The sequence below is a fragment of the Kineococcus mangrovi genome, assembly GCF_041320705.1.
Taxonomy (GTDB): Bacteria; Actinomycetota; Actinomycetes; order Actinomycetales; family Kineococcaceae; genus Kineococcus; species Kineococcus mangrovi.
The window spans coordinates 1-11027 of the sequence record NZ_JBGGTQ010000015.1; the positions used below are offsets into that span (position 1 = coordinate 1).

Sequence of the window (11027 nt, forward strand, 5' to 3'; positions counted from 1 at the left end):
CCTCCGATTGCTGGTAGAATTGGGCCATGACACCGGACGCGCGGCACCAGCCGCCGCGAGCACTGGGGTACCTGCGGGTCTCCACCGAGGAGCAGGCCAGCAGCGGAGCTGGCCTGGCTGCCCAGCGCGCTGCCCTTGAGGCAGAGGCCCAGCGCAGGGGCTGGGACCTCGAGCTGGTCGAGGACGCGGGGTACTCCGCCAAGAACCTCAACCGGCCCGCACTCACCGAGGCCCTGACGCGCCTGGACGCGCACCGGGCCGACGTGCTCATGGTCACCAAGCTGGACCGCCTCTCGAGGTCGGTCCACGACTTCACCGGACTGCTGGACCGCGCCCAGCGGCGCGGCTGGTCGCTGGTCTGCCTGGATCTGGGCGTGGACACCACCACGCCCGCAGGTGAGCTGCAGGCCCACGTCGTGGCCTCCATGGCCCACTACGAACGCCGGCTGATCGGTCAGCGCACCAAGGACGCCCTGGCGGCCAAGAAGGCCGCAGGCGTCCGGCTGGGCCGTCCCCAGTCGCTGCCCCTTGAGGTCGTGCGCCGCGTCGTCGCGGCGCGAGACGGTGGAGCCACCTGGCAGTCCATCGCTGACGCCCTGGTGGCAGATGGGGTGCCGACCGCCCGGGGCGGCACGACCTGGCGGGTGTCCACCGTCCAGTCCGTCTACAAGTCGCAGGCCGCTGCTGACCTGGGTGGCATGAGGTGAGCTTCGTCGGGCGCAACCTCTACAGCGCCGAAGACACCATCTGGGACGACCCTTCCCGCCTGCCTGAGGCGGCGTTGCACCTGCTGGGGAAGTTCTCTCAAGTCCAGTCGCTGTGCGACCACTTGGTGAGCCGCTACTTGGTGGTGAAGGCCCCAGGGATCGAGTGGCTGGTCCAGAAGCGAGTGCTGACCACCATGCGAGACGAGGATCGGATGCGAGCCGTTCGAGAGATCGCAGTAGAGCTGTCTTCCGCCGACCACCTGGCCAACGCGCCGCAAGCTTTCAACCAGCTCAAGGACGCCCGAGACCATCTGGGTCACAGCGCCACCACGTCGGTGCTGCTGGATGCTCAGGGGTGGTTCCTCCACGTCAACGTCCCCGCTGACGACAAGCGGGCTCAACGGGTTGGGCGCCTCAACGCACCCGCCTTCGGACAGCTCTTCGTCACCTGTGACTGGTTGTTCGATCAGCTCTACTGGACCGGAGAACAGGCGGGGCTGTTCACCGTCCATCTGCTCAACGGGGAGCAGGCCATCACGGAGCAACCGCCGCTGACTCCGCCGAGATGGCAGCCGGGGCATCGCCTTCGCTACGGGATCTGACCTGGATCTGGCCCCCGTAGACGGGGCCAACCTCTTCTGCCAAGCTCCGTCAGTTCACACCCCAGACCACGCCTTGGAGGACTCCTCATGCCCGAGTTCAAGCAGGGTCACGTGGTCAGAAGAGGTGCCTCGAGGGGCAGCACCGCAGGCAAGCGGCCCGTACCCAGCTGGGATGAGATCCAGTTCGGGACGAAGAGCGGCGAAAAAACCGACCCTGTTGAGGATCGGGCAGCTGCCGAGGCGTGCAGCTGCACCTGCCACGAGGCCGCCCAGCACCCGCCGGCCAGCGAGGTCGAACAGCGCTTGATGGTCGCCCTGGACGCCCTCGAGCGCGTGGACTTCGCGCGAATGAGCGACACCATGGACCGCATGAACGCCCAGCTGGACCGCTGGGAGAAGCGGGAGGAGGCCGCCGTGTCCACCACCGCGTACCTGCGCGTCCAGCTGCAGGCCCTGGCCAGCACGCTGGGCAGCACCGAGCCGGGCACGGCTGAGGCATGAGCGAACTCGAGCAGCGCGTGTTGGACGCGCTGAGCACCCTGGACCGTCTGAGCAGCGACGTGGACCGCTGGGAACAGCAGCAGGACGTGAGCGCCTTCGCCGCCAACGACCTGCGCTCCTACCTGCGCACCCTGGTCACCACGTTGGAAGGGGCGGAGTCGTGAGCCCGGTGCTGGGCTGGACCTTGGTGGTTCTCTTCGCCCTGGTCATGGCCGGCGTGGTCTTCGGGACCATCCGACTGGCCACGTTCCTGGTGGACCGCACCATCCGCCGCGAGCTGGCTCCCCTGGTCGCCGACCTCCACGCCCTGCGGTCTCAGGTCAAGGACCTCCGCCGCTCGTGACTCAGCGCGAGGCCATCGCCTCCTGGTGGCGCGAGGCCGATGAGGCCACCCGGCGCAGGGCGCTGCGCCTGGCTCAGGACGACCTGCTACCCGAGGACATGCAGCGCGGTCTGGTGAAGGCCGGCGTCACCGTGGTGCCGCTGGGCCGCTCCGGTGTCGATGACGGCCCGTTGGGCTACCTGCAGCCCGATGACCTGGTGGACTTCCTCAACGACCAGCGGTGACTTCGGTGGGGGTTCAAGTCCCCCACCGAAGGGCACCTCAGGCGGTAGGACCCGGGCCTCCGTCCCTCCCGCCACGGCCAAGAACAGCCACCAGACCAGCCAAGGCGGTCAAGACAGCAGCTACGGCAGTGAGAACAGCGGCCTCGGCGGACGTGAGCACGCAGTAGGCGCACAGGCCGACGATGACGAGGACGACGACGGTGGACAGGTTGAAGCGAGACAAGGCAACTCCGTGACGTGGCAGAAGAGGTCACGACGTCGCTATGAGCGAGCGTCGTGGAACTTCGACCAGGCCGCATACAAGCGCCTGGTCATGCCAACGTCATCCAGCTTCCTTCCTGACGGACCCCTGTCCGTTCTTCGTACTTCCAGCGTGGACCACAACGGATCTTCATGGGGAAGTGCTCGGTGCCAGCGTGTCGGACCTCGGTGGTGCAGTGCATCCAGGTCGTCGGTCTCCCGTTGTTCGGGTGGGGAAGACCCAGCAGCGGGAGGCCGGTGGCCCTCCCGCTCAGCGACTCAGTCGCACTGCCAGGTGCCAGGGGTCCAGCAGCTCCACGCGCACGCCCGGGAAGGTCCGGGCAGCGAGCGCCACCGACCGCCAGTCCCACTCCTCCAAGGCGTAGAACATCGGGTCGCCGTCCCACATCTCGATCTTGCGAGCCATCGGCCACTGACCTGCCAGCTCCTCAGCGCTGGCCGGGGCCCAGGCCAGCTGCTCCTCGGTCAGGTCGTCGCTGGTGAGCAGGGGCTGCTGGTCGTCGCTCATGGGCCAGTCCTACCGGTCAGTTACGACGACGATCAGCCGTCGGCCTCCTGGCTCATCACACCCAGCCGGTGCCTGTTGGCACCCGGTCAGGACGGGGACGAGGACGACGACGGCGCTGCTCGACCGGAGGAACCGCCGACCCCAGCGCAGCGCGAACGCCTCGAGGTCGTTGTTGCTGCTGCAGGCCGCCAGCTCGGCGTCCTCAGCCGCCGTCCACGACTGCCCATGACGGGCAGCGGTCACCGTCGTGCGCACCTGACGGGCGCGCTGGGAAGTCGCAGCAGAGGTCACCGTTGATGGATCGACCTCGACGCCCTGGGGCTTCACTCCCCCCGTCGGCTTGGGCGTCATGTCGGACCTCGGTGCTGCACTGCTCTCAGGTCACCGGCTGAGCGCGGCTGGGGAGGGGAAGCCCGAGCGGCGACCCAGCCGGTGACCGTCCAGAGCTACGAGTGCGCCAGCGCCAGCAGACGCCTCGGGAGGTCGATCCCCAGCAGCACGCACCCGAGACCGCCCTGGGCCCAGATCAGGACCGGAGCGGTGTCCGGGGCGTAGACGAGCACCGCAGGGATCGTCACCAGCAGCCAGGCCGCGAGCAGCAGCCGAACGAGGTCAGTCGGGCGCAGGGGTCGCTGAGGGTGGACGGCATGAGTCATCATCGGAACGGTTCCTTCTTGTTCGTTGGTTGCGGCGAGATGGACTAGCGGTCCTGGCAAGGGGCTCCGGGTGGTGGAACACCCGGCCTTGTTGGGGCCGCTTCTTGCGTTGAGGAGTCTCCTGACCTCCGATGCTGAGGGGCACGGGCTGGGCCCGGTCCTCGTACTGGGTGTCGCTCTTGGTGATCCCTCCCCTTGATGATGCACGACCGCCCGGACAAGCCCGGCGTCCGAAACAGTGGTCTGTCCACAGGGCAGGGGTCGCGGGCTTGACCCGCTTGAGGCCAAGCGTCACGACCAGACCTCCCCAAGGTCGGAAAGCGGAGCACCCCTGTACCTATGAGGACCCCCAGCGCTGGACTCGTTGCTCACCAGAGCCCATCTACCCTCGCCGCCTTCCGGTCGGCGTGGCGCTGCCAGTAGATGGGCCTACCTCCGTCACCGTGACGGTCATGACCGGTCATGACATCACCGCTGACGACCTGACCGTCACCGTGACCGAGGTGGATCTCGTCGAGGACGAACATGAGCTCGTAGTCCGCGCCGTAGAACATGAAGTCGACGTGACGGGGTGAGAGGAGCGAGGGCGCCGATACGCCCTTGGTGGTGGATCCAAGAGACGACAGTTGCTGGGAGCGTTATTCTGTCGACAGATCGCTACATCAACAGATCGATGTATTAACTGGTCGACACGTCGAGAGATCCCTACATCCCTGTATCGATGGGTCGGCACAGCTACCTTGCGACCGTGACCAAGATCCTCACCGTCCACTCCCGCAAGGGGGGAGTGGGGAAAACAACCGTCGCCTACGAGCTGGCGCAGCTGCTGAGCGCGCCGCTGGTGGACTTCGAGTGGGACGAGGGCAGCGCCTCCCGCGTCTGGGGCTACCGGCATGAGGACCGCACCACGGTCCCGCTGATGGACGCCTTCGAGAAGGACCGCACGCCGCGACCCCTACGCGGCCACGGCAAGCCTGATCTGGTGCCGGGGCACCCGAACCTGGTCTACCTGGATCCGTCCTCGGAGGACGTGGCCAGCGCCCTGCAGCGCTGGGCGGGGGAGTGGGACACCGAGTGGGTCGTGGTGGACACCCACCCCGGATGGAGCGCGTGGAGCGATGGAGCCTGCGCCGTCTCCCAGGTCGTTGTCTCCCCGGTCCCGCTGCGGGTCAAGGAGCTCGAGGCCACGGCCGGCATGGTCACGGAGATGGCGGACTACCCGCTGGTCCTGGTGCCCAACATGGTCCCGCGCGTCCCGGACGCACAGAGCCGCAAGAAGCTGCGCGAGATGGTGACGGGCACCCCGGTGCGCGTCGGCCCACCGATCCCTGCCGTGAGCGCCGTGGGCCTGCGCCGCAAGCGCATGGCCATGACCGCCGAGCCCCGTCCCGCCAAGGCCCTGCAGCCCGTCGTGGACGCCCTGCACGAGTTGGCCGATCTGGTGAAGAGGTACCCCGAGTGAGCAACGGACTGGACGCCCTGGACGCCCGCGCCGACCGCGCCAAGCGCAAGCCGCCCCCACCGTCGGCCAAGAGCCGGCGAGTGCTCCCACCCCAGCACCCGGCACCCGCGCCCGAGGCAGCCGCTACGCGGCCCCAGGAAGCCCCAGGAGCACCGGAGGTGCCTGAGGGTCAGCAGCAGTTCCCGGGGCTCTCAGAGGAGCCCACAGGCCCCCTCAAGCCCGCTCCGGTCAATGAGCCCACCCCGCAGGTGAGCGCTCCGGCCGAGCCCCCTGCCAAGGCCCCGGACCTGCGGAAGGTCGCGGTCTACCTGGACGAGGACCAAGACGCTGCACTGGAAGCGCTGCGCTACCTGGGCACGTCCCAGCGTCCACGCCTGGACGTAAGCAAGTCCGCAGTGGTCCGCCTGGCCATGAAGCGGCTGCTGGCGGATCTGTCGCATGAGGAGATCGTGCGAGAGATCAAGGACACCCCGACTACCCCGGGGGCTGCTGGTCGTAAGAGGAGGTAGGGCGTCGGCTCAGGAGGTGCGGGGCGGCACGCATCCCACACCAGGGGCTGGCTAAGCGCTCTCGCGCTCCTGCAGGACCTCCTGTGCGGTGCGCTCAGCATCCTCGGCTGCGAGCTTCTTGGCCTCCCACAGCAGCCGTCCGACCGTGCCGATGGGTACACCCATCGCCTCAGCGATCTCGCGCTGCTTCATGCCTTGGCTACGCAGCTCGACGGCATGGTCTCGTCGCGCCTTGGCACGGGCCAGGTACTCCTCACGAGGCTCAGCCACGATGTCGCGGATGGTCCGAGGAGCCAGCCCGAACCGAGCTGCCGCCTCACGAGCTGTCATCGTCCGACGACGACGATCGGTCGCAGCCACCGTCAAATCACCTCCCGCACCGCTTCGCGTAGTGCCTTGCGCTTCGAGTGTGCCTTGGCGAGGTTGGCTCGTCGTGCCTCGAGTTGGGCAGGAGTGTTAGCCCGCCCTCCGCGGCTACGCCCTTCCTGTACGGCGGGGCCGTTGAGGCGGTTGGTCGTGGCAGCGCCCTTGGATCGGGCCTCGGCGGCGCTGGGCTGGGCAGCACGACGCTGGCCGCGAACGGTCTGGATGACGACCAGGCCCTCGCGGGAGAATCGGCGCCAGACCCACCGGGCCACCGACTGGGCGGTGTCGCTGACCTCCGGTACGCCGAGGGGGACGACGAACTCGGTGTTGACGTTCAGCGCGTAGGCCAGGACGGTCTGCTCCCACTCCTGGCGGTCGGTGTAGCGGTAGCGGGCGCGGTAGGCCCACAGGCGCAGGGTGTCGAAGAGGTGGACGTTGCGGCCCAGGCCGGTCTGCTCGGCGGCCCGCTTGGGCAGCGCGCGGGGGAATAGGTCGCCCAGGCCGCGGGCCAGGTCGCGCAGCTCGTAGGCCTCGGCCCGGCCCCAGGTGGGGTACCAGCCGTCGTGGGTGGGGTTCTTGGTCAGCAGGCCGGCGTACCCGGGGTCACCGTCCACGGCACGGCGCAGACCTTCCTGGACGCGGGCGGCGAACTCCAACGGCTCGGGGCGGGCGGCGTCGGTACGGCACACCGGCGCCGACAGCACCCACCCGACGTGCCCGCGCCCGGACAGGCCCTCGGCCACCCACGACGGCTCGGGGTGGGCGCGGGGTAGGCCGATGGCGCGCATGAGGGTGTCGGGGTGGTCGACGTCGACGACGAGCATCGACAGCAGCGCCTTGGGGGAGTGCTCGACGTAGAGCCGCTCTAGGGCCTGCTCCCGGCTCTGGCGCCAGCAGCCCAGGGTCAGGTCGTCGGTGGCCAGGGGGCGGCGGGGACGCCAGTGCGCGGAGGTCCACTCCTGCGCCGTGAGCCCCGTCATGGTGGGCAACCGTGGCAGCAAGATCGCTGTCACTCCGTCGGACACGCCGACCGTGCTCCGATTTTCTTCAGGTAGGCAGTCCCTGACTCGCTAGCCAAATCAGGTAGTTCGGCTTCCCCGCCACTCCCGCCGCTGTGTCGTGCGTTCTGTTCCCTGGCGCCACGCCCTCCGGAAGCTGCTTCCTACGGTCATCCCCCACAGCCCGAGTAGGAGCAGGACCAGCCCGTCCAGCACTGCCACGTCTACCCAGCTCAGGGTCATGCGCGCCTTCCTTCAGGGACTTCTCCGTCGTGGACGCACCCTCCCGCATCTCGCACGGAGTCATGGATGCTGTCCAGCTTGTCCGAGATGCTCTGCAAGTCCTGGGTGAGCTCACCCAAGCTGCCCGGGCCTTGTTCCAGCCCCGCCACGTCCAGACGCAGCGGCGCGAAGCTCCGGCGCAGCTCCCGACGCACGAGGAGATACAGGATCGGGGCCAGCAGCAGGCACATGGCCGCCACGACTCCCAGCATGGGCCAGAACGTCGACCAGCTCACGAGCCCACTCTCTCCATCTGATGCGTCAGCCGTCGCTCCATCCGCCTTAGAGCGCGGCGCAGCATCAGGGTCAGCACTACCTGCCAGGCCACGATGAGGCCGGAGATGGCGGCTACGTCCAACCAGGTCACGACATCCTCCTGCTCACGTCTGCAGGCAGCTTCGCGGACTTGAGCCCGCGTGACCAGTGGCATATGCGAGGCGCTCTCACGGGCGCTTCCGTAGATCAGCACCTCATCTTCTAGGGCGCTTGGTCCGAAAGTGCTGAGGACGCCGATCGGCGTCGATCCCACTCCATCCACGTCAGGAGACCCCCTGATGGGCTTCACCCTGCCCTCCAACATCCAGCCGACTCAGGACCCTGAGTCTTTGGTCGGCACCACGACCATCGCCCAGCTCATCGGCCACACTGAGCAGTGGGTCCAGACCCAGGCCAGGGCCGGCGCGCTGCCGGCCTACCGCCTCGGTGGTCATCTGCGCTTCCGCCTGTCCGAGGTCGCTGCCTGGATCGATGCCCAGGTGACCCGGTGAGCGCGCTGGCGGCGCTGCACCGCAACGACCTGCAGATCCACACCCTCGACGACCTCTACGACCTGGCCGATCGCAACCCCGAGTGGCTGGTGGAGGGCCTGTTGATCCACGGCCCGAACCTGCTCATCGGCAAGCGCAACGTCGGTAAGTCCCGCTTCGCGGACCACCTGGCCGCCTGTGCCTTATTGGGCCAGCCGGTGGGCCGGGTCCTGCCGTTGGAGTCCTGCATCGAGCGCGTCGTCCTGGTGACCGCTGAGTCCGGTGGGCTGAGCGAACGCGCTCGCTCCTTCCGCGCGGCCGGCGTCCCTCGAGGACTGGGCCACCTGTACGCGGTCGCCTACCCGCACGGGGTGGGCATCGACTGGTGGCAGAACCTGGCCGATGCGGTACGGGCGGACGACCGCACCCTGCTCATCGTGGACAACCTCACTCGCCTGGTGACCGGCAGCCTGAACGACGACGGCGCGGTCAAGCCGATCCTCAACGGCTTGGACGTGTTCCAGCAGCGTGGGTGCGCCAGCGTGGTGCTGGCCCACATCAAGGACGGTGGCACAGAAGGCCCCGAGGCCCGAGCCATCGGGCACTCGGTCATGGGGCAGTCCTTCCGTCAGCAGGCCACGGTCACCCCCGGGCCCCAGCCCGGGAGCATCCGACTGCGCAGCGAGGGGCACACCGGCCTCGCTGCCCAGGACTTCACGCTGCAGCTCGGCACCGAGCACGGGACAGACTTCCAGCTCGATCCAGCCAGCCTGCGCCGAGAGCGTGGACCGCAGCGTCAGGCCACCCTCGAGGAGGCCGCGGCCTTCTACTTGGACAACGACCTGGAGAAGCTGCCCACCATCGGCGCTCGAGCCCAAGCCCTAGCCGACGGTCTGGGCGGAACGGTCGGCACCTGGCGCAACGCCATCGGTGGTGGCAGGCGCGGGGCCGCCTTCCAAGCTCGTCTTGCCCTTGCACAGGGTGTTGCACGCAGCGCGTAGCTCTCGGTGTTTCCGCAGGTCAGGGGCTCGCACACTGCACTGCACCCCTGACAACCCGGTGGTGCAACCTGTAGATCAGCGAGGGCTTCGGGCCCTCGCATGACATCGATCCCGGCCTCCCCGGGGGTCGGCCGGCTCCCCGGAGACGGCGACCGACTCAGGGATGAAGGACCAGCAGGCACCGACGCTCGAAGCGTCGTGCCATCTCAGATCACGGCGGAGACGAGCGGGCTTGAAGGCCCGCTCTCCCTGTCCTGGTCGTACCTGCTCGGGGCGTCGCCCTCTTCCAAGGTCGCCGTCCCGCTCCGCCGCCTGCCGGCGTCGATCCACCTCACTGACCAGCGGGGCCGCACCAGCGGACCCCGCCCTCAGCCATGCCGTCGTCCAAGGCGACGGCCTTGACCAAGGACCACCATGACCAACTTCAAGACCGCTCTGGCCGGCTTGCGGGCCAGCCTGCGCTCCCAGCTCTTCGGCACGTCGGGGGCCATCGCCCCCGTCTCGTCCGAGCTGACGACTGAGGTCTTCGCTACCGCGCAGACGCGGCCGCCTCGGGTGCGTCGTACCGCCAAGACCTCCCCGCGCATCCGCTGCCTGCAGCCCACCAGTCAGGGCACGCCCTGCGGGAAGTGGGTTCTGCTCATCGACTCCATCACCCACGCCAGTGGGTGCTGGTGGCACGCAACCAAGGTTGAGCGGATGGCTTGGCACGCTGCCAGGCGAGACCTCGCACAAGCCTGACGAGGACACCCTCTGAGAGGCCGTCAGTGCCTCTCTGAGACGACGTGGAGCGCGTCAGCATCCTCCCTTGCCCCGGGTCTTCCGGGGCTTCCTGGGGGGCTCTGCTGGCGATGCTTCCCCTGCGTGGTCCGACTGGGAGACAGCGACTCTGGTTGGTCCCTGCCCTCCTGCATGGGGTGGGAGACGTACCCAGGTTCACAGTCCAGAAGGGGCCCACCGAGCCCATGCTTGGACAACACGGACCGGCCTCGGAACCGGGAGAAGATTCTTGGGCCGACTGTAGGCATGGGGGGTGGGGGTCCGGATTAAACATCCCCGGGTCGATGCCAGCGGAGGGCAGGGCTGGGGCCCTGCCTCGGCTCACGCCAGGTGATCGGTCGCGGTCGGCCTGTGTTGGCCGGCTGCCCTGACGGCAGGGCCAGGCCGGGCGGCTGGTGCCGTCTTCTAATGCCGGTGGGTGCTGGCTTCTCCTTCCGTCGCTGCGCCACCTCGGTGGGCGTCGCCACGGCTCGGCTGTGGGTGCCGAGTCCGCGAGCGTCTGGATGCGCTCACGCGAAGAAGAGGCTCAGCTCCGCTGGGTGAGCCAGATGGCCTCGGCCTGCGCCAGGGCGGCGTAGGCGTGGCCCAGGGCAACGAGGGAGTCCCTGTACTCGCCGGGGGCTTCGTTGAAGGCTGCATCCAGGGCCGCTTCAGCGCGGGCGTGGTGCTCGAGGAACTTTGGGGCGTTGGGGATGGAGGCCATGTGATCACGATGGCGGACGCCTCCGACATGACCCCAGACGCACGAGAGGGGAGCCGCTGAGTGCGACTCCCCTACCGCTCCGCATGGAGCTTGCGCTCCAAGATCAGTCGGGTGCTCTACCAGCTGAGCTATGCCCCCATGGGTGGAGACAACGGGACTCGAACCCGTGACCTTCCGATTGCTTGAAGTCTACCACACATTGTGACGCGCTGTCAAGCGCAGGTAGCTCACCGTCTCTCACTACCACTAAACCTCCGATTGCTGGTAGAATTGGGCCATGACACCGGACGCGCGGCACCAGCCGCCGCGAGCACTGGGGTACCTGCGGGTCTCCACCGAGGAGCAGGCCAGCAGCGGAGCTGGCCTGGCTGCCCAGCG

The 11027-nt window shown here is 68.4% G+C and carries 19 protein-coding genes; 12 read left to right on the forward strand and 7 right to left on the reverse strand.

Features of this window, described 5'->3' with window-relative positions; translation table 11 throughout:
* The first annotated feature begins 26 nt into the window (after nucleotides 1–26).
* The 6 genes from AB2L28_RS20520 to AB2L28_RS20545 all read left to right on the forward strand — a co-directional run bounded on the left by AB2L28_RS20520 (nucleotide 27) and on the right by AB2L28_RS20545 (nucleotide 2377).
* Nucleotides 27–707, forward strand: a complete 681-nt coding sequence (locus AB2L28_RS20520) for a recombinase family protein (RefSeq protein ID WP_370720859.1) — start codon at nucleotides 27–29, stop codon at nucleotides 705–707.
* Nucleotides 704–1309 (forward strand): hypothetical protein, encoded by a 606-nt coding sequence (locus AB2L28_RS20525; RefSeq protein WP_370720860.1) that lies wholly within the window; start codon nucleotides 704–706, stop codon nucleotides 1307–1309. The genes AB2L28_RS20520 and AB2L28_RS20525 overlap by 4 nt, the downstream gene beginning before the upstream one ends.
* An 87-nt stretch (nucleotides 1310–1396) precedes the next feature.
* Nucleotides 1397–1810, forward strand: coding sequence for a hypothetical protein (locus AB2L28_RS20530; RefSeq protein WP_370720861.1), 414 nt, complete (start codon nucleotides 1397–1399; stop codon nucleotides 1808–1810).
* The gene (locus AB2L28_RS20535) at nucleotides 1807–1974 is read left to right on the forward strand and encodes a hypothetical protein (protein ID WP_370720862.1); all 168 of its coding nucleotides are present in this window, start codon (nucleotides 1807–1809) and stop codon (nucleotides 1972–1974) included. Before AB2L28_RS20530 ends, AB2L28_RS20535 begins: the two co-directional genes overlap by 4 nt.
* On the forward strand, nucleotides 1971–2153 hold the full coding sequence (locus AB2L28_RS20540; protein WP_370720863.1) for a hypothetical protein: 183 nt from the start codon (nucleotides 1971–1973) through the stop codon (nucleotides 2151–2153). Before AB2L28_RS20535 ends, AB2L28_RS20540 begins: the two co-directional genes overlap by 4 nt.
* Nucleotides 2150–2377, forward strand: coding sequence for a hypothetical protein (locus tag AB2L28_RS20545; RefSeq protein WP_370720864.1), 228 nt, complete (start codon nucleotides 2150–2152; stop codon nucleotides 2375–2377). The genes AB2L28_RS20540 and AB2L28_RS20545 overlap by 4 nt, the downstream gene beginning before the upstream one ends.
* Before the next feature lie 511 nt (nucleotides 2378–2888).
* On the opposite strand, the gene AB2L28_RS20550 is transcribed toward AB2L28_RS20545, so the two are convergent.
* Both AB2L28_RS20550 and AB2L28_RS20555 read right to left on the reverse strand, forming a co-directional pair.
* Entirely contained in the window at nucleotides 2889–3146 is a 258-nt protein-coding gene (locus AB2L28_RS20550) for a hypothetical protein (RefSeq protein WP_370720865.1), read from the reverse strand.
* Nucleotides 3147–3592: 446 nt separating this feature from the next.
* Entirely contained in the window at nucleotides 3593–3805 is a 213-nt protein-coding gene (locus AB2L28_RS20555; RefSeq protein WP_370720866.1) for a hypothetical protein, read from the reverse strand.
* Nucleotides 3806–4245: 440 nt separating this feature from the next.
* Here AB2L28_RS20555 and AB2L28_RS20560 point away from each other — a divergent pair, with 440 nt between their 5' ends.
* From AB2L28_RS20560 to AB2L28_RS20570, 3 genes are all read left to right on the forward strand, one after another.
* Complete coding sequence (locus tag AB2L28_RS20560; RefSeq protein ID WP_370720867.1) at nucleotides 4246–4377, forward strand: hypothetical protein; 132 nt, start codon at nucleotides 4246–4248, stop codon at nucleotides 4375–4377.
* 173 nt (nucleotides 4378–4550) lie between these two features.
* The gene (locus AB2L28_RS20565; protein ID WP_370720868.1) at nucleotides 4551–5264 is read left to right on the forward strand and encodes a ParA family protein; all 714 of its coding nucleotides are present in this window, start codon (nucleotides 4551–4553) and stop codon (nucleotides 5262–5264) included.
* A 248-nt stretch (nucleotides 5265–5512) separates the two neighbouring features.
* Nucleotides 5513–5773, forward strand: coding sequence for a hypothetical protein (locus AB2L28_RS20570; RefSeq protein ID WP_370720869.1), 261 nt, complete (start codon nucleotides 5513–5515; stop codon nucleotides 5771–5773).
* Between the two features lie 51 nt (nucleotides 5774–5824).
* Here AB2L28_RS20570 and AB2L28_RS20575 read toward each other — a convergent pair whose 3' ends face one another.
* The 4 genes from AB2L28_RS20575 to AB2L28_RS20590 form a co-directional block, all read right to left on the reverse strand.
* Nucleotides 5825–6133, reverse strand: a complete 309-nt coding sequence (locus AB2L28_RS20575) for a replication protein RepB (protein WP_370720870.1) — start codon at nucleotides 6131–6133, stop codon at nucleotides 5825–5827.
* Between the two features lie 2 nt (nucleotides 6134–6135).
* Nucleotides 6136–7119 carry a replication initiation protein gene (locus AB2L28_RS20580; protein WP_370720871.1) on the reverse strand — a complete coding sequence of 328 codons (984 nt, stop codon included), beginning with the start codon at nucleotides 7117–7119 and terminating at the stop codon, nucleotides 6136–6138.
* A 257-nt stretch (nucleotides 7120–7376) separates the two neighbouring features.
* The gene (locus AB2L28_RS20585) at nucleotides 7377–7655 is read right to left on the reverse strand and encodes a hypothetical protein (RefSeq protein ID WP_370720872.1); all 279 of its coding nucleotides are present in this window, start codon (nucleotides 7653–7655) and stop codon (nucleotides 7377–7379) included.
* Nucleotides 7652–7888 (reverse strand): hypothetical protein, encoded by a 237-nt coding sequence (locus tag AB2L28_RS20590; RefSeq protein ID WP_370720873.1) that lies wholly within the window; start codon nucleotides 7886–7888, stop codon nucleotides 7652–7654. The genes AB2L28_RS20585 and AB2L28_RS20590 overlap by 4 nt, the downstream gene beginning before the upstream one ends.
* 85 nt (nucleotides 7889–7973) lie before the next feature.
* On the opposite strand from AB2L28_RS20590, the gene AB2L28_RS20595 reads away from it, so the two are divergent.
* The 3 genes from AB2L28_RS20595 to AB2L28_RS20605 all read left to right on the forward strand — a co-directional run bounded on the left by AB2L28_RS20595 (nucleotide 7974) and on the right by AB2L28_RS20605 (nucleotide 9907).
* Entirely contained in the window at nucleotides 7974–8186 is a 213-nt protein-coding gene (locus AB2L28_RS20595; protein ID WP_370720874.1) for a helix-turn-helix domain-containing protein, read from the forward strand.
* Nucleotides 8183–9166: an AAA family ATPase gene (locus AB2L28_RS20600; protein WP_370720875.1), complete on the forward strand. Its 984-nt coding sequence runs from the start codon at nucleotides 8183–8185 to the stop codon at nucleotides 9164–9166. Before AB2L28_RS20595 ends, AB2L28_RS20600 begins: the two co-directional genes overlap by 4 nt.
* A gap of 414 nt (nucleotides 9167–9580) precedes the next feature.
* On the forward strand, nucleotides 9581–9907 hold the full coding sequence (locus AB2L28_RS20605; RefSeq protein WP_370720876.1) for a hypothetical protein: 327 nt from the start codon (nucleotides 9581–9583) through the stop codon (nucleotides 9905–9907).
* 565 nt (nucleotides 9908–10472) lie between these two features.
* Here AB2L28_RS20605 and AB2L28_RS20610 read toward each other — a convergent pair.
* A complete protein-coding gene (locus AB2L28_RS20610) occupies nucleotides 10473–10649 on the reverse strand; it encodes a hypothetical protein (RefSeq protein WP_370720877.1) in 177 nt (58 codons plus the stop codon).
* Nucleotides 10650–11027: the final 378 nt, after the last annotated feature.

Excerpts from the sequence above, each read along its gene's own strand:
- AB2L28_RS20520 (WP_370720859.1), top strand. The coding sequence starts at position 27 with ATGACACCGGACGCGCGGCACCAGCCGCCGCGAGCACTGGGGTACCTG.
- AB2L28_RS20530 (WP_370720861.1), top strand. The coding sequence starts at position 1,397 with ATGCCCGAGTTCAAGCAGGGTCACGTGGTCAGAAGAGGTGCCTCGAGG.
- AB2L28_RS20535 (WP_370720862.1), top strand. The coding sequence starts at position 1,807 with ATGAGCGAACTCGAGCAGCGCGTGTTGGACGCGCTGAGCACCCTGGAC.
- AB2L28_RS20550 (WP_370720865.1), bottom strand. The coding sequence starts at position 3,146 with ATGAGCGACGACCAGCAGCCCCTGCTCACCAGCGACGACCTGACCGAG.
- AB2L28_RS20555 (WP_370720866.1), bottom strand. The coding sequence starts at position 3,805 with ATGATGACTCATGCCGTCCACCCTCAGCGACCCCTGCGCCCGACTGAC.
- AB2L28_RS20580 (WP_370720871.1), bottom strand. The coding sequence starts at position 7,119 with ATGACGGGGCTCACGGCGCAGGAGTGGACCTCCGCGCACTGGCGTCCC.
- AB2L28_RS20595 (WP_370720874.1), top strand. The coding sequence starts at position 7,974 with ATGGGCTTCACCCTGCCCTCCAACATCCAGCCGACTCAGGACCCTGAG.
- AB2L28_RS20605 (WP_370720876.1), top strand. The coding sequence starts at position 9,581 with ATGACCAACTTCAAGACCGCTCTGGCCGGCTTGCGGGCCAGCCTGCGC.
- AB2L28_RS20610 (WP_370720877.1), bottom strand. The coding sequence starts at position 10,649 with ATGGCCTCCATCCCCAACGCCCCAAAGTTCCTCGAGCACCACGCCCGC.